This window comes from Halobaculum sp. EA56 (assembly GCF_051195075.1).
Lineage (GTDB): Archaea > Halobacteriota > Halobacteria > Halobacteriales > Haloferacaceae > Halobaculum.
On record NZ_JBNTJX010000014.1, the window covers coordinates 53021 to 68438 of the forward strand.

17 protein-coding genes and 1 tRNA gene are annotated in these 15418 nt (G+C 71.8%); 10 read left to right on the top strand and 8 right to left on the bottom strand.

Annotated elements, in window-relative coordinates; all coding sequences use genetic code 11:
* Window position 1 precedes the first annotated feature (1 nt).
* Window positions 2-1126: a quinolinate synthase NadA gene (gene nadA / locus ACQUQ1_RS17605; protein WP_435065611.1), complete on the bottom strand. Its 1125-nt coding sequence runs from the start codon at window positions 1124-1126 to the stop codon at window positions 2-4.
* 233 nt (window positions 1127-1359) lie between these two features.
* The gene (locus ACQUQ1_RS17610) at window positions 1360-2913 is read right to left on the bottom strand and encodes an amidohydrolase (protein ID WP_435065612.1); all 1554 of its coding nucleotides are present in this window, start codon (window positions 2911-2913) and stop codon (window positions 1360-1362) included.
* 630 nt (window positions 2914-3543) lie between these two features.
* On the opposite strand from ACQUQ1_RS17610, the gene hmgA reads away from it, so the two are divergent.
* Window positions 3544-4764, top strand: coding sequence for a hydroxymethylglutaryl-CoA reductase (NADPH) (hmgA, locus tag ACQUQ1_RS17615; protein WP_435065613.1), 1221 nt, complete (start codon window positions 3544-3546; stop codon window positions 4762-4764).
* 53 nt (window positions 4765-4817) lie between these two features.
* Here the strand turns inward: hmgA and ACQUQ1_RS17620 are convergent, their stop codons facing one another.
* Both ACQUQ1_RS17620 and ACQUQ1_RS17625 read right to left on the bottom strand, forming a co-directional pair.
* On the bottom strand, window positions 4818-5198 hold the full coding sequence (locus ACQUQ1_RS17620; protein ID WP_435065614.1) for a hypothetical protein: 381 nt from the start codon (window positions 5196-5198) through the stop codon (window positions 4818-4820).
* 42 nt (window positions 5199-5240) lie between these two features.
* Window positions 5241-5765 carry a DUF5817 domain-containing protein gene (locus tag ACQUQ1_RS17625; RefSeq protein WP_435065615.1) on the bottom strand — a complete coding sequence of 175 codons (525 nt, stop codon included), beginning with the start codon at window positions 5763-5765 and terminating at the stop codon, window positions 5241-5243.
* 160 nt (window positions 5766-5925) lie between these two features.
* Between ACQUQ1_RS17625 and ACQUQ1_RS17630 the strand changes: the two genes are divergently transcribed.
* Window positions 5926-6267: a cupin domain-containing protein gene (locus tag ACQUQ1_RS17630; RefSeq protein WP_435065616.1), complete on the top strand. Its 342-nt coding sequence runs from the start codon at window positions 5926-5928 to the stop codon at window positions 6265-6267.
* Between the two features lie 91 nt (window positions 6268-6358).
* Here the strand turns inward: ACQUQ1_RS17630 and ACQUQ1_RS17635 are convergent, their stop codons facing one another.
* Together ACQUQ1_RS17635 and ACQUQ1_RS17640 are read right to left on the bottom strand one after the other, a co-directional pair.
* A complete protein-coding gene (locus tag ACQUQ1_RS17635; RefSeq protein ID WP_435065617.1) occupies window positions 6359-6994 on the bottom strand; it encodes a hypothetical protein in 636 nt (211 codons plus the stop codon).
* A gap of 154 nt (window positions 6995-7148) precedes the next feature.
* Window positions 7149-7763, bottom strand: a complete 615-nt coding sequence (locus ACQUQ1_RS17640; protein WP_435065618.1) for a DUF6149 family protein — start codon at window positions 7761-7763, stop codon at window positions 7149-7151.
* A gap of 189 nt (window positions 7764-7952) precedes the next feature.
* Between ACQUQ1_RS17640 and ACQUQ1_RS17645 the strand changes: the two genes are divergently transcribed.
* From ACQUQ1_RS17645 to mptA, 4 genes are all read left to right on the top strand, one after another.
* Window positions 7953-9197 (top strand): NAD(P)/FAD-dependent oxidoreductase, encoded by a 1245-nt coding sequence (locus ACQUQ1_RS17645; protein ID WP_435065619.1) that lies wholly within the window; start codon window positions 7953-7955, stop codon window positions 9195-9197.
* 124 nt (window positions 9198-9321) lie between these two features.
* Window positions 9322-9738 (top strand): DUF7124 domain-containing protein, encoded by a 417-nt coding sequence (locus tag ACQUQ1_RS17650; protein ID WP_435065620.1) that lies wholly within the window; start codon window positions 9322-9324, stop codon window positions 9736-9738.
* A gap of 167 nt (window positions 9739-9905) precedes the next feature.
* Window positions 9906-10406, top strand: coding sequence for a GNAT family N-acetyltransferase (locus ACQUQ1_RS17655; RefSeq protein ID WP_435065621.1), 501 nt, complete (start codon window positions 9906-9908; stop codon window positions 10404-10406).
* 58 nt (window positions 10407-10464) lie between these two features.
* Window positions 10465-11391, top strand: a complete 927-nt coding sequence (gene mptA, locus ACQUQ1_RS17660; protein ID WP_435065622.1) for a GTP cyclohydrolase MptA — start codon at window positions 10465-10467, stop codon at window positions 11389-11391.
* 19 nt (window positions 11392-11410) lie between these two features.
* On the opposite strand, the gene ACQUQ1_RS17665 is transcribed toward mptA, so the two are convergent.
* Together ACQUQ1_RS17665 and ACQUQ1_RS17670 are read right to left on the bottom strand one after the other, a co-directional pair.
* Window positions 11411-12214 carry a TrmB family transcriptional regulator gene (locus ACQUQ1_RS17665; protein WP_435065623.1) on the bottom strand — a complete coding sequence of 268 codons (804 nt, stop codon included), beginning with the start codon at window positions 12212-12214 and terminating at the stop codon, window positions 11411-11413.
* Between the two features lie 59 nt (window positions 12215-12273).
* Window positions 12274-13839 (bottom strand): DUF255 domain-containing protein, encoded by a 1566-nt coding sequence (locus ACQUQ1_RS17670; RefSeq protein WP_435065624.1) that lies wholly within the window; start codon window positions 13837-13839, stop codon window positions 12274-12276.
* Window positions 13840-13988: 149 nt separating this feature from the next.
* Here ACQUQ1_RS17670 and ACQUQ1_RS17675 point away from each other — a divergent pair, with 149 nt between their 5' ends.
* The 4 genes from ACQUQ1_RS17675 to ACQUQ1_RS17690 all read left to right on the top strand — a co-directional run bounded on the left by ACQUQ1_RS17675 (window position 13989) and on the right by ACQUQ1_RS17690 (window position 15177).
* Window positions 13989-14567, top strand: coding sequence for an FxsA family protein (locus ACQUQ1_RS17675; RefSeq protein ID WP_435065643.1), 579 nt, complete (start codon window positions 13989-13991; stop codon window positions 14565-14567).
* A gap of 93 nt (window positions 14568-14660) precedes the next feature.
* Window positions 14661-14734, top strand: a tRNA-Ile gene (locus ACQUQ1_RS17680).
* Window positions 14735-14908: 174 nt separating this feature from the next.
* A complete protein-coding gene (locus tag ACQUQ1_RS17685) occupies window positions 14909-15034 on the top strand; it encodes a hypothetical protein (protein WP_435065625.1) in 126 nt (41 codons plus the stop codon).
* Window positions 15031-15177, top strand: a complete 147-nt coding sequence (locus ACQUQ1_RS17690; protein ID WP_435065626.1) for a hypothetical protein — start codon at window positions 15031-15033, stop codon at window positions 15175-15177. The genes ACQUQ1_RS17685 and ACQUQ1_RS17690 overlap by 4 nt, the downstream gene beginning before the upstream one ends.
* The last annotated feature ends 241 nt before the right edge of the window (window positions 15178-15418 follow it).

Here is a 15418-nt window from a genome sequence, read left to right on the forward strand (position 1 = left end):
GTCACAGCTCCAGCATCCGCTCCATCGCGGTCGCGGCCAGGTCCTTCTCGCGGGGGGCGACCTCGACGACGTTGCGCTTCTCGTCCTCGACGAGCCCCTCCAGCACCCACGTCAGGTAGTTGGGGTCGATCTGGCGCATCGCATTGCAGTCCATGCAGGCGTCGCCGCAGAGGGGGACCACCTCCACCTCGGGGTGCCAGCGGTCGAGGTGGTTCGCGAGGTGGATCTCCGTGCCGATGGCCCACGTCTCCCCGGGATCGGCATCCGCGACCGTCTCGCGGATGGTCGCCGTCGACCCGACCACGTCGGCCGCCTCGACCACCTCCCGGCGGCACTCGGGGTGGACGACGACGTTCGCGTCCGGGCGTTCCTCCCTCACATCGGCGACGTGCTCGGCGGTGAACCGCTCGTGGACCTGGCAGTAGCCGTCCCACAGCACGAGGTCCGCGTCGGCGACGGCCTCGCGGTCGGCGCCGCCGTCGGCCCACGGGTCCCACTCGACGGCCGCGTCGGCGATACCGAGGTCGTGGGCGGTGTTGCGCCCGAGGTGTTTGTCCGGGAGGAACAGCACGACGTCGCCGCGGTCGAACGCCCACTCGAAGGCGTCGGCGGCGTTCGAGGAGGTGCACACCAGCCCGCCCTGCTCCGCGCAGAACGCCTTCAGGTCGGCGTAGCTGTTCATGTACGTCACCGGGACGACCGTGTCGCCGCCGGTCAGACCGTCCAGTTCGGCCCAGGCGGCGTCCACCTGGAGCGCCTCCGCCATCCCGGCCATCGGGCAGGACGCCTCCATCGACGGGAGGTGGACGGTCTGGTCGTCGTCGGTGATCACGTCGGCGGACTCGGCCATGAACGTCACCCCGCAGAAGACGACGTGTGCGGCGTCGGTCGCGGCCGCCTCCCGCGAGAGGCCGTAACTGTCCCCGACGAAGTCGGCGTACTCGACGATCTCCCGGCGCTGGTAGTTGTGGCCGAGTATCACCAGATCGTCCCCGAGCGCCTCCCGCGCCGCATCGATCCGACGGGTCCGCTCCGCCTCCGTCAGGTCCCGGTACGCGTCCGGGAGCCGCTCCAGGTGGTCGTACTTGAACAGGCTGAGGTCCGTGTCTATGTCGGCTGTCTCCATTCGTGGCATGGATTCGTTCTGTGGCTAGCCCCCATTAGCGCATATTGATTAAAATTTTTCTTCAGTACATCGCTCGATCGGGTGTCTTCGGTGCGGTACGCCTTCTGAACGAGAGTGGGCTCTCGAAGTTCCTCTCCGAAGCGTTCGAGACGCGCGATCGGTCGGGCGGCCGGACGCGACGCGGGTGGGAGAACGGGGAGCGGAAGCCGGGACGGGGCGCGGGCGGACGGGGCCTACCGACCGTCGTACACCACGTCGCCGTCGACGGCCGTCAGCGCCACGTCGATCTCGTCGATCCGGGCGGGCTCCTCCCACGGCGACTCCTCGAGGAGGACGAAGTCGGCGCGCTTTCCGGGTTCGAGCGTGCCGAGGCGCCCCTCGTCGAAACCGGCGTAGGCCGCGCCCGAGGTGTACGCGCGCAGCGCCTCGTGGACGCCGAGCGACTGTCCCTCGCTGGGGGCGTTGACCGCGTAGTGGACCCCGAGGAGCGGGTCGAGCGGCATGCAGTCGCTGCCGAACGCCAGCGGCGCCCCCGCGTCGCGGTAGGCGGGCAGGCGGTTGGCGTCGGTGCGTCGGTCGCCGAGGCGGGCGTCGTAGAGGCCGCCCTCGAAGCCCCACTTGTGGAAGTTGGGCTGAACCGAGGCGACGACGCCCAGCTCCGCGAAGCGTCCGATCGCCTCGTCGCTTGCGAGTTCACAGTGCTCGACCCGGTGGCGGGCGGCCCCCGGGTCCTCGGTGTCCTCGTAGGCGTCCAGCACCGCGTCGACGGCGGCGTCGCCGATGGCGTGCAGCGTCACCTGGAAGCCGTGGTCGTCGGCGCGGGCGACGAGGTCCTCGATCCCCTCGGGGTCGAGCACCCACGTCCCCGTCTCCCCGGGGTCGTCGGCGTACGGCTCGTGGAGCTTCGCGGTCCGCCCGCCGAGGGTGCCGTCGGTGTAGGACTTGACCGCGCCGGTCTGCACCATGTCGCTGCCGTGGTTCGTCCGGAGGCCGGCGTCGATCAGCGAGTCGAGGTGGTCGGCCCAGTAGTTGATCCGCACCCGCAGGCTGAGGTCGTCCGCGAGGTCGAGCGCGCGGTACACCTCGGGCGCCTTCGACCGTCGGACCATGTCGTGGACCATCGTGACGCCGCGCTCGTTGGCGGCGGCCTGCGCCGCGCGGACCAGCTCCTCCGCCTCCTCCGCGTCGGGTTCGATCGCCCCGTACACCGGGTCGACGGCCTCCTCGACGATCACGCCGGTCGGCTCGCCCCCCTCGGTGTGGACGTCCCCGTCGGGCATCTCGTCGCGGAGGCGGTCGAACACGGGGGCGTTGACGCTCGCGACGTGCATGTCCTCGCGGAAGGCGACGACCGGCGCGGTCTCGGAGACTTCGCGGAGGTCCTCGCGCGTGAGGTACCGGGACTCCTCCCACGTCGACTCGTCGTAGCCGAAGCCGAGCACCCACTCGTCGCCGGCGTCGTCGCCGTCCGCGCCGACCTCCTCGGCGCGCTCGCGGAGCAGGTCGACGGCCTCAGCCGGGGAGTCGGCCGCAGAGAGGTCGGCGTGGACGAGCGAGCGGCCGGCGTTGAGGAGGTGCGTGTGGGCGTCGATGAAGCCGGGGAGCGCGACGCGGCCCCCGGCGTCGACCGTCTCGGTGTCGGCGCCGGCGAGGAACTCGACGTCGTAGGTGGAGCCGAGGCGGACGACCTCGCCGTCGCGGACGGCGAACGCCTCGTACGTCTCGTCGGGGTCGGCGAGCGTGTGTACCTCGGCGCCCGTCACGACGAGGTCGGCGGGTTCGGTCATGATCCGTTGTGGGGAGTGGTGGCGGAATAACGGTTCGGGAACGATCGGATTTCGTGCTCTCTGGTTTATTGCTGCGTGGAGTCGGAACGACCGCGAACGCGACGACCGCGAAAGCCCCCGGCCGACTCGGCGAACCCCGGCGAGGCAAGCACCGGAGCGAGCGAAGCGAGCGAGGAGCGCAGCGAGCCGCGGGAGTCGAGTCGGCCGGGGGCTTTCAGTCCCACCCCGCCGTGACCGCACTGCGGCCACGTCCTCCCCAGCCGATTCACTCGTTCGCTTCGCTCACTCGTTCATCCCTCGCGCGCGCCCGGCGGGCACGGAGGCCCGCCGGCACGCGCCACCGCCGGGGTTCGTGCGCACCTGACACGAGAGTGCGACGCTCGACCCGTCCGGGACACGGGTGGGACTGAAAGGGGCCGCGACTGTGCGCTCGCGCGACTCGCTGCGCGCTTCGCTCGCTCCGCTCGCTTCAGTGCTTACTTCGTCGGGCTTCGCGCACAGTCGTGGGGGCTTTCGAGAACTGCGGCCCCACGATGACGGAACCGACCGTCGCGGTCACGCCACTGCACCCACAACCGAGTGATCGCCAGAACCGACACCACTTAGCGCCCGCCGCGTTCACCCACACCCATGACCGACACGGACGCCCACACACTCGCCGAGCGCGTTCGCGACGGCGACCTCCGGCTGTACGAACTGGAGGAGCACGCCGACGCCGACACCGCCGCCGCGGCGCGCCGCCTGCTCGTCGAGGAGCACGCCGACGCCGACCTCGACGCCACCGGCGACTACGCCTTCGACGCCGCCGCCGCCGACTCGAACATCGAGAACATGCTGGGGGCGATCCAGATCCCGATCGGCGTCGTGGGTCCGGTCGACATCCACGGCGGCGCCGTCTCGGGCGAGCGCTACCTCCCGATGGCGACGACCGAGGGCGCGCTGCTCGCCTCGGTGAACCGCGGGTGTGCGGCGCTCAACACCGCCGGCGGGGCGGGCGCCCGCGTGCTGAAGAACCGGATGACCCGCGCGCCGGCGTTCCGCGTCGCCGACGTGGCCGAGGCGGAGGCGCTCTCCTCGTGGGTCCGGGACAACACCGGGGCGCTCCGGGAGGCCGCCGAGTCGACGACGAGCCACGGCGAACTGAAGGACGCGACCCCCTACGTCGTCGGCAACACCGTGTTCGTCCGGTTCGCCTACGACACGAAGGACGCGATGGGGATGAACATGGCCACCATCGCCACCGAGGCGGCCTGCGACGTGATCGAGGCGGAGACGGACGCGTCCCTGGTCGCGCTGTCGGGCAACCTCTGTACCGACAAGAAACCCGCCGCGATCAACGCCGTCGAGGGTCGCGGGCGGACGGTCGCCGCCGACGTGACGGTCCCCCGCGAGACGGTGGAGGAGACGCTGAAGACGACGCCCGAGGCCGTCGCGGAGGTGAACACGCGCAAGAACCTCGTCGGCTCCGCGAAGGCCGGCAGCCTGGGATTCAACGCCCACGTCGCCAACTCGGTGGCGGCGATGTTTCTCGCGACCGGCCAGGACGCCGCGCAGGTCGTCGAGGGCGCCAACGCCATCACCACGGCCGAGGTGGACGGGGACGGCGACCTCTACGTCAGCGTCACCCTCGCGTCGCTGGAGGTGGGGACGGTCGGCGGCGGGACGAAACTCCCGACGCAGTCGGAGGCGCTCGACGTGCTCGGGATCCGCGGCGGCGGCGACCCCGCCGGCAGCAACGCCGACGCGCTCGCGGAGGCCGTCGCGGTCGCGGCGCTCGCGGGCGAACTCTCGCTGCTGTCGGCGCTGGCCTCGCGAAACCTCTCGTCGGCCCACGCGAGCCTCGGTCGGTAAGCGACCGACCACGGACCGTCGCGTCGCCGGTCCCGCTCCACGTCCCGTCTCCCTTATCGCTCGTCGAGCGCGATCACGAGCGCCCGCAGCGCCCGTCCGGTCCGCCGGCGGACCGCCAGCGGGTCGCCCCACAGGTGCGCCGCCAGCGGGACCTGGAACGCCGCGGCCGCGAAGAAGAACGCGCCGACCGCGGGGTGGACGTACAGCCACGCCGCGACGCCGGCGGCGCCCTCCCAGACGAGCAGCGCGTACGCCGCGGCCCCGTGCAGCGTCAGGAACACGCCCAGAAGCGAGACGAACGTCGCGGCGAACAGCAGCGCGGCGTACGGCGGCGCGCCGGTCGCCGCCGCGCCGGCGTCGGCCTGCAGGAGCCCGTCGGCCCGCCCGACTGCGGGGAGGACGGCCGCGAGCGGTGCGTCCGCGTTCGGCGCCATGGTTCGGATGTCGAGCGGCCCGGTATAAACGCACCGGGGCCGCTACAGCAGTCGATACTCGCCGCGCGACTCCGTCGCCTCGCCTCGTCGCGCCAGTTTCTCCAGCAGGTCGCGGGCCGCCTCCGCGGGGACGCCGTGTCCGGTCGCGTACTCGACGACGGCCTCCTCGGTCCGGTTGCCCTCGCGGAGCGCGTCGCGGACGACCTCCTCGCGCGTGCGCGAACCGCCCCCGTCGTCGGCGCCCGCCGACTCGACCTCGTCCGGGTCGAGCCCGGACCGTTCCAGGTACTCGCGGTCGTCGACGGCGCCCCCGAAGGAGTCGACCTCGCGCTCCAGTTCGGCGACGCCGCCCGCGCGCTCGAACTCCGCCGACTGCCCCCGCTTGTCCGCGAGGAGCTTGGCCCGCGCCTGCGCCGCCTCGGCGCGCTCGGCGGACTCGTGGAAGCGCTTGAGCCGGTCGGTCGGGTGGCGCGTCCCGCACCGCGAACAGGTCGCGGAGTCCTGCTCGTCGGGGTCGGCCAGCAGCCAGTAGTTCCCGCACGAGCGACAGCCGACGACGGCGTACATGCGCGGCGGTTGTGCCCCGTCGGGATTGAACCTTGTCACCCGAGCCGGCTCGCGGTCCGGGACCGGCGCGGGTCCGGTTCGTGGCGGCTCCGTGGCGTCGCGGCCCTCGGCGGCCGTCCGCGTCCGCGGAACTAAGTCCTCTCGCGCCGCGGGCGACGGTATGGAGCACGTCCCACACGACCCCGACGGCGACACGGAGGCGGTCGACGGGGTCCACCTGGCACAGCTCGCGGCCGGCGAGGAGATGAGCGTCCAGCACTTCGCCATCGAGCCCGGCGCGGAGGTCCCCGCCCACGACCACCCGCACGAGCAGGCCGGGTTCATTACCAGGGGGGAACTCACCTTCGTCCTGGCCGACGGCGAGGAGGTCGTCTGCGCGGCGGGCGACTCGTACGTGCTCGCGGGCGAGGAGGTCCACGGCGCCGAGAACAGGGGGGACGAGCGCGTGGAGGGGATCGACGTGTTCAGCCCGCCGCGGCCGAACCCGGACTGGGAGGAGTAGGCCGGCGTCGGCTCGTACTGTCGGACGTACGCACTTCGAGGAGTCGACATCCCGGGGTGACGAATCTCTTCACGGGGTACGTCCGAGGGTCTCAGATCACCGACGGCGCACCGGGGTACAGCGCCGCGGCGACGAGGTAGTACAGCGCCGCCGCGATCAGCGCGTCCACGCGGACGATCGTCAGCGCGGCCGCGAGCCGACCGGCGGTCGCCAGCGGCGCGCCGACGCGTCGGAGGCGGCTGTCCGTTCGGCGCGACCGCTCGCGCAGCGCGCGCGAGGCGTCCGCCGCGGGCAGCGCGTGGGCCGCGACCGCGACCCCGAGCCACGTCAGCATCCACCAACGCAGCGTCCAGAACTCGACGACGGTCGCGGCCGCGACGAACAGGAGGACCGCGACCAGCGCCGTCGCGACCGGGGGGACCGCGGTCGCGGCGAGGAGGCTCCGGTACGTCGGCGCGCGCCGGTAGTCGGCCGCGTACGTCGGTCGGGACGTCCCGACCGTGCCGCCGTCGGTGACCGCGTTCGCGGCCCCCTCACGGGACGTTCGCCCGCTCACGGCGGCGGCCGGACCGGCGTCGTCGCGGGCGCGGGAGTCGGCCACCCGCCCGGACGGGACGCCGCAGCAGCGCGCGACGACGTCACGGACGACCGCGGAGACGACGAGGCCGGGGAACGTCGCGAGGGTGAACCCCACGCCCGCGGCCCGAAAGATGACGGAAAGCGACATACCGGGGCGACCGGGCTCCCGTACTTGTACCCACCGTACCGATTCTCGGCATTGAGACGGTCGGAACCGACGTCCGGCGGACTGGTTCGGCCCGTCCGGTCGGGCAACGGTCGGCGCGTCGCGAGCGCCGGGCAGGGCCGGGAGGCCCTTCCGTTCAGTCGGCGGTCGCCTCGTCGTCGGCGTCGAGGTCGGCCTCGTCGACGCCCGGCGCGGCGTCGACGTCGACGTCCTCCGGTTCCTCGGCGCCGCCGACGTGCAACTCCCCGTCGCCGTCCACGACGTACGCGTCGTCGGCGAAGCCGGCGACGGCGTTCTCGAACTCGCCCTCCGCCATGCGGTCGGGCGTCGCCGGTGCGTCGGCGACGCCGTCGACGGGGCGGAACTCCCCGAGCGGGTCGTCGATGGTGATCCCGTAGCGCTCGAAGAACTCCTGATAGCGTCGGTAGTGCTCCTCCAGTTCGTCGCTCGGGATCTCCATCATCTCGGCCCACCCGTGGTTGAAGAAGTCGAAGTTGGCCTGGATGTGTGTGATCTCCCGGGCCTCGGCCTCGGGGTACCCCGCCTCCAGCGCCGCGACGTACGTGTCCATCGTCGCGTCGAAGAAGTCGTCGAGGTGGGCCCGCCGCTCCTCGCGGCGCCCCTCGTCGGCCTTCCCGAGGAAGATGTCCGTGTGCATGTCGACGAGCTTGTCGTTCACGTACTCGCCGACGACCGGCGTGGTGAGCGCGCGCTTCGCGGCCCAGTGGCGGACGTTCTGCCGGAGCTTCATACCCGTCCCTGGGCCCGCGGACTCTTGAATGTGCGGCGCGGCGTCGGGTCCGCGGCGGGGAAGGAGGACGACGTCGGATCGGGGGGATCTGCAAGGTCCTAGAGGACTGTGGAATTCCCTTGGTACGTATCCTCGTGAATCCTCACGTCGATAGCAACCCACATTAACCCCGAATCCGAAGCCGGTGACATGAGCGAGTCGTTCGTCATCATCGGCGACGGGATCGCCGGTAGTTCCGCCGCCGAGACCCTCCGGGAGGAGGCGCCCGACGCCGACATCACCGTGATCACAGACGAAGGGGAGGCCCTCTACAACCGCATCCTCATCAAGGAGTTCGCCAAGGGGAAGCTCCCGGAGGCGCCCATCTCCATCCACGAGGAGGGGTGGTACGAGGAGCGCGACATCGACCTCGAACTCGACACCCTCGTCACGGACATCCGGGTCGACGAGCACGAGGTCGAGACGCACGAGGGCGACGTGCTGGAGTACGACAAGCTCCTGCTCGCCGTCGGCGGCACGCCCCAGCAGCTCCCCGTCGAGGGGAGCGACGCCGAGGGCGTCCACCACTTCTGGACGTTCCAGGACGCCCGGCGCATCCGCGAGTCCGCCGAGGGCGCTGACGACGCCGTCATCGTCGGCGCGGGCCTGCTCGGCATCGACCTCGCGGCCATCTGCGGCGCCCAGGGCGTCGAGGGCAAGTACCTGATGCGCGGCGACTCCTGGTGGCGCTACGCCCTCTCGCCCGAGGGCGCGGAGATCATGCACGACGCGATGCGCGAGCGGGGCGTCGAGCCCGTCTTCCAGTCGGGCGTCGACCGCTTCGAGACGGACGACGACGGGCACGTGACCGCCGCGGTCGACCCGAACGGCGAGCGGTTCGAGTGCGACTTCGCGGGCGTCGCCATCGGCCTGAACATGAACACCGAACTCGTCGAGGACACGCCCGTCGAGACGGACGACGGCGTCGTCGTCGACGAGTTCATGCGGACGAACGACGAGGACGTGTTCGCGGCGGGCGACATCACCCGCTTCCACGACGTGATCCTCGGCGAGCGCGCCCAGAACGGCGCCTGGGGCTCCGCGAAGGAGCAGGGGACCGTCGCCGCGAAGAACATGCTGGAGTACGGCTCCGACGAGTTCCGCTGGGTCTCCTCGTACTCCATCACGCACTTCGACTTCCCGTTCCTCTCCTTTGGCCACCCGACGCTCGGCGACGACGAGGTCATGCGGAAGTTCGGCGACGACGAGTGGCGCCGCCTCGCGCTCAAGGACGGCAAGGTCGTCGGCGGCGTCCTCATCGGCAACCTCGCCCCGCAGTCGGCGTACAAACAGCTGATGCGCGAGCAGGTCGACGTGAGCGGCCAGACGGACCTGCTCATGACCGAGGACTTCTCGCTGGAGGACCTCGAGACCGAGGGCGCGACCCCGGAGTGACGCCCCGCGAGTAGCGATACCGGCGGAAGCTCGTCCCCGCTCGTCCGGCGGCGACCCCGACGGCACTCCGGGGCGTCCGGGACCGGACCGACACCGTTTTCGGCGCTACGCGTCGAGTGCGACCATGGATAGCGGCGGTTCAAGCGACATGACGCTGGCGTTCGAGTTGACCGCGCTCAAGTCGTTGGCGGACCCGAACACGGTGTTCAACGACGCCCGAGGCTGGACCGAGTACGTCGGCGTCGTGTCGGAGAAACCCACGTACGTCGTCACCAACTTCACGCGGAAACACCGGGTCAGACAGGACTTCTTCTCCGGCCCGCGGGGGGTGGTCGAGTCGCTGGAGAACGTCAAGCGCCAGTTCGACACCGACCGGCACGTGTTCGTCGGCACCTCCGAGGAGGACCGGGAGGTCGCCGAGGAGACGGGCTGGGAGTACCTCCCGCTGGAACAGGCCGCCGAGGCGGCCGGCTGGGAGACGGTCGACCCGGAGGCGGACGACGACCCCTTCGACGAGGGGACCCGCGACGACTGGCCCTGACCGGATCGGGGGCCGTTCCCCGCCCGCGTCGACCCGGTTCGGCGGGCCCTCGGACGACGGCGCGACGCCTTCGACGGTCACGGCAGTCGGCGTGCCACACGGGCTGGTCGTGGCAGGCCGTCCCGAACCACGGCAGCACTCTTGGGTCCCCACGTTCCAGGCGGGGCATGGAGATCCGTCCGCTGACGAGCGACGCCGACCGGCGGGAGGCCGTGCCGATCGTCCGACAGCTCTGGAGCGACGCGACCGCCGGGGAGGTGCTGGACTGGACCGGCGAGGAGAACTACCACCTGTTCGGCGCCGTCGAGGGGGCGAGCGAGGGGACCGGTCACGAGGACGGGGGAGCGGCTGCCTGCGACGGCGACCTGGTCGGGGTCGGCGACGGCGACCTGGTCGGGGTCGCGGGCGTCCTCGTAGCGGGGCACCTTCACCACGTCCGTCTCGCGTGGCTGTACGACCTCGTGGTCGACGAGCCCCGGCGGGGGGAGGGGTACGGGACCGCGCTCGTGGACCACGTGGAGGCGTGGGCGGCCGACCGGGGGCTCGACAGGGTGGCGCTGGCGTCGCCGCTGTCGAAGGAGGACGTCCACGCGTTCTACGGGGACCGCGGGTACGAGCGGTGGGGGTACGTCCTGGAGCGGGGACTCGAGGAGGCGGGCCGGTCGTAGCCGGGACTTCAGCTTTCGAAACCACTAATCAGCGTCGACCCCTGGGAGTATCCACTCAATGAGTCACCAGTTGCCGGACGTACAGGCGTCGCGGCCCGACGTCTCGGTCGGGCTGAGCCAGGTCGGCGTCACCGGCGTCGAGAAGCTCGTGAAGATCGACCGCGGCGGCGAGCGCCCGTGGGTGTTCATGGCGGAGTTCTCCGTGTTCGTCGACCTGCCCGGCGAGCGCAAGGGGATCGACATGAGCCGGAACATGGAGGTCATCGACGAGGTACTGGAGGCGGCCACCCGCGAGGAGGCGTACCGCATCGAGGACGTCTGCGGCGACGCCGCCGAGCGCCTGCTGAACAAGCACGACTACACCTCGACGGCGGAGATCGAGATGACCGCCGAGCTCGTGACGCGCGAGGACACGCCCGCCTCCGGGCGCGAGACGCAGTCCACGTCGTCGGTGATCGCCTCCGCCGTCGCCGACGAGGACGGCACCCGCGAGGAGATCGGCGCGGAGGTCACGGGCATGACCGTCTGCCCCTGCTCGCAGGGGATGTCGGAGTCGCGCGCGCGAAAGAAGCTCGACGACCTCGGCGTCGACGACGAGACCGCCGAGGAGTTCCTCGACGCCGTCCCCCAGCCGGGCCACTCCCAGCGCGGCCACGCCACGCTCACGTTCACCGACGACGGCTCGCCGGACGTGGACCTGCTCGACGTGATCGACACCGCCCGCGAGGCGATGAGCGCGCGCATCTACAACTACGCGAAGCGCCCCGACGAGGACCACATGACCTACGAGGCGCACACGGACGCGAAGTTCGTCGAGGACTGCGTCCGCGCCCTCGCCGAGGAGGTCGTCGAGCGCTACGACCACCTCGCGGACGACGTGGTCGTCCACATGAAGCAGTCGAACGACGAGTCCATCCACCAGCACAACGCCCACGCCGAGCGCGACATCACGATGGGCGCGCTCCGGTCGGAGCTGGACCGGTAGGGGGCCGGACCCCGCCGCCTCAGATCGACAGCGGTTCGGCGTCCTCCCACCGCCCGCGGAACGTCCGCCGCGCGTCGCCCGCGAACTCGGGGTCCTTCAGGTCGATCATCGCGAACGACTCCCCCGGGTCGACCGGGCTCGGCACCTCCATGCACACCTCCGCGTCGTCGACCAGCGTGAACGTCCCCCTGAGCCCCGGCGCCGTCCGCACCTCGAAGTTCGGGCGGTCGGCCATGCGGTCGAGGTACCGCCGACCGACGCTCTCGGGGAGCCGCTCGGGGAGCTCCTCGGAGAGCAGCAGCGACACGTCGACGCCCCGTTCCAGGGCCGCCTCCAGTTCCTCGGCGACGGCGTCGCCGACGTCGCCGATGTCCAGGCCCGAGGCGGGCGCGGCGGCGATCATCACCACGCGGTCGTCGGCCGCGGAGATGCGCTCCAGCAGGAGGTCCGCCGTCTCCTCGGGGCCGAGCGCGGCGGTCCAGAACTGCTCGTCGGGGGGCTCACCGGCCTCCAGCTCCGCGCCGAGTTCCTCGACGACCTCCTCGTACTGCTCGGCCTGCTCCTCCAGTTCCCGCTTCTTCTGCTCGAGCAGGCGGTCCAGGGCGGCGTCGGGCTCGACCGCGAGGTACTTCTTCGGCCGGCTGGCCGCCTGGCTCCGGGCGAGACGGTGCCTTTCGAGGCTGTTGAGCACGTCGTACACCCGACCCATGGGGACGCCGCTCGCCTCGGACAACTCCTTGGCGGTTGCCGGCCCGGCGTCGAGCAGCGCGCGGTAGGCGCGCGACTCGTACTCGGACAGGCCCAGGTCGCGGAGGTCTGCCATACCCCTGCCTGTGGGTGCTGGACCAAAAACTCACCCCTGGTTTACCGCGTGCGGCGGAGTCAGCGGGCGGCGTCGGCGACGAGGCGCATCAGCGCGTCCGGCGACTCCGCGGGTGCTGCGTCGCGGCCGCGGAGTCCCGCCGCGCCGGCCGGGACCCGGTCGCTGTCGGAGACGACGACCTTCTCGTGGTCGGCGACGCGCAGGGCCGCGCGGTGGAGGTCGGAGCCGGCGGGCGCGCCGACGTCGACCACGAGCGGGTCGCGCGTGAGCCGGCCCGCGACGGAGCCGTAGCCGGCGACCTGCACGCCCATTCGCTCGGTCGCGCCGGCGAAGGCGCCGACTGCGGCCTCGGCGCGCTCGCGATAGGCGTCCTCGCCGGTCAGCGCGGCCAGATCGAGCAGGGCGTCCGCGAACTCCACCACCCCGTCGATGGGCCGCAGGGGGCGGTCCAGCAGGCCCGCGCCCGACGGCGGGCCGTCGCGGAAGGCGTCGGCGTCGCCGAGCACGTCGACGCCGCGGTCCGCGACGGCGCGGGCGACGCCGACCCCCTCGCCGAGGACGGACTCAGCGCGACAGAACGCGGCGGTCACGCGCGCCACGTCCGCGAGCAGGTCCGTCTCGGTCCCGTCCTCGTCCGCGTGGCGGACCGTCCCGTCGTCGTCGACGAGCGACTCCCGGAGGTACCCGAGCGCGGCCTCGGCGGACTCCCGGGCGCGCTCGTCGTCCGTGTAGGCCGCGAGCGCGAGCAGCGCGTCGGCGGCGAGGGCGTTGCCGCCGGCGTACGCTGTGAGGTCGGTGCGCTCGCCGTCCGGGCCGACGCTGGCGCCGAAGGCGAACCCGGACCAGAGGCGCTCCCGGAGGAAGCCGCGCACGCCGTCGGCCGTCTCCCGGTAGGACTCGTCGCCGGTGTAGAGGTAGGCGTTCGCGAACGCCCGGAGGACGCCCGCCTGGTCCGGGAGGAGCTTCTCGCGGGCGGGGTTCGACCAGTCGCGGGCGGCCGCGTAGCGGTAGACGCCGCCGTCGTCGTCGACGAGGTTGCGGTCGACCGCGTCGAGCGTCCGGGTCGCCTTGTGCCGGTCGCGCTTGAGCGCGAACTCGACCGTGCGCGGCATGGGGAACTTCGCGTCGTCGCCCCACCCGGCGAAGTCGTGGTCCCACTGGGCGTCGAGTTGCCCGGCGAGGTGCTCCTCGATGGACCCGGTGACGGGGCCCGCGGGCGTGTCGTTGCCGGCGAGCGCGCGCGGCACCCGGCCCGCTGACTCGCCGCGCTCGTCCCACGTCTCGCGGACGCGGTCGAGCACCGACCGGAACCCCTCCGGGCCGAGGTACGTCGCGCCCGACAGGAGTTCTCCGCTCGGCGTGGTGAACACGGTCGAGGGGAACCCCCCCATGTTGTAGCGCTCGCGGACGCGCGGCTCGCGGTCCACGTCGACCTTCACCGGGACGAAGCCGTCGTTGACGTTGGCGGCGATGCGCGGCTCGCCGAACGTCTCGACCAGCATCCGGTGGCAGTCGTCGCACCACGTCGCCGTGAGGAACAGCAGCACCGGCGTGCCGGTCCGCTCGGCCGCGGCGAACGCGTCGACGCCCCACTCGCGCCACTCGACGCGCGTCTCGTCGGTCATACCGGCGTTCGGGGACGGGCGGGCGTAAAGTCGGCGTTCCCGCGGCGGTCCGGGGTGAGCCGGATCGGGCGGGGGCGGGGAGGCCCGCGCAACCGGGGTGCGACAACGAAAAGGGCTATACACGCCGCTCGGGAAGCCGTGGTATGCGCATCCGGGCTCGCTACCTGCTCGTCGCGCTGCTGGCGATCCCGCTGGCGGACGCGGCGTTCCTGCTGTGGGTGGCAACGAACGTCCTCTCGCCGGTGCAGACGGTCGCGCTGGTCGTCCTCACCGGCCTGCTCGGCATGCTCCTCGTGCGCGCCGAGGGGCGCCACACCCTCCGGTCGGTCCAGCGGAAGCTGGCGACCGGGGAGGTGCCGACCGGGGAACTGCTCGACGGCGCGCTGCTGATCGCCGCGGGCGCGTTCCTGCTCACGCCCGGGCTGGTGACCGACGTGATCGGGTTCCTGCTGGCGATCCCGCCCACGAGGTACCCGATCCGCGAGGTGCTCCGCCGATACGTCGTCGTCCCGTACCTCGACAGCAAGGCCGACGGGTTCGTCACCGGCACCGTCTGGACCGCGGGCTTCCCGAACGCGGACGGCGACGCCCGGACCGGGACCGACGGCGGGACGGGCGGCGGGTTCGGTCGAACCGACGCCGGCGACGACCGAACCCGCGACGGGGACGTCGTGGACGTGGACTTCGAGGAGGTCGACGGGAACGGCGACAGGGACGCCGAGCGCTGACCCCGGTCGGGGCGTGCGATCGCCTGACGTGACGGCGGTGCCGAACGGAAACGCTTAACCAATCCCTTCCACTACTCGGAGATGCGCTCGCCTGGGCCAATAGCTCAGTCAGGTTGAGCGCTCGGCTGATAACCGGGAGGTCCGCGGTTCAAATCCGCGTTGGCCCATCCGAAATTAATCCGGTGCCGTGCCGGATTGAATTGGGCCGTTGGCTCCCCAGCCACCCAATTTCGACGTTCTACCGAAACTGAGACGGTAGTCCCTCGTCTTGTTCGGGAATACTTCTTGGTACCCCCCGAAGCCGTCGGGCGGTTAATCTTAGCCGAAACGGGGTGGTCCGCGTGACGCCGGATTTCGTCCCGGCCTCCGATCTCTACGACCCGGAGACTCGCGCGCGGTTCCCCCACCCCGCGACCGAGGCAACCGACGCCGACGTTCGGGAAGCCCTCCAGGAGGTGGGCCGGTGACCGGCACCGAGTACCGCTGCACGAGCTGCGGCGTCGGGATGGTCGAACCCGACCCGCCCCGGACCGACCTCTGTCCCGTCTGTCGTCGAGGCGACGACGGCGGCGACCGGCCGGCCATCGCCGACGTGCGGGGTGACTACTGATGGACTCGCCCGAGTTCATCGAATACCAGTGTCGCGGCTGCGACCAGCTCACCCTCGCGGACGACCGAGCTGATCACGCCCGACACCGGGAGTGTCCGCGGTGCTTCTCCATCCCCGATCTCCGTCGGGAGCCCGTCGACTACCGCCTTCCCGAACTCCGCTGGGCAATCGAGGCGACCCCGCTCGACCTCACACCCGCCGCAAGCGAGGGAGAGGCGGAGGCCGCCCGCGGCGCCGCGAG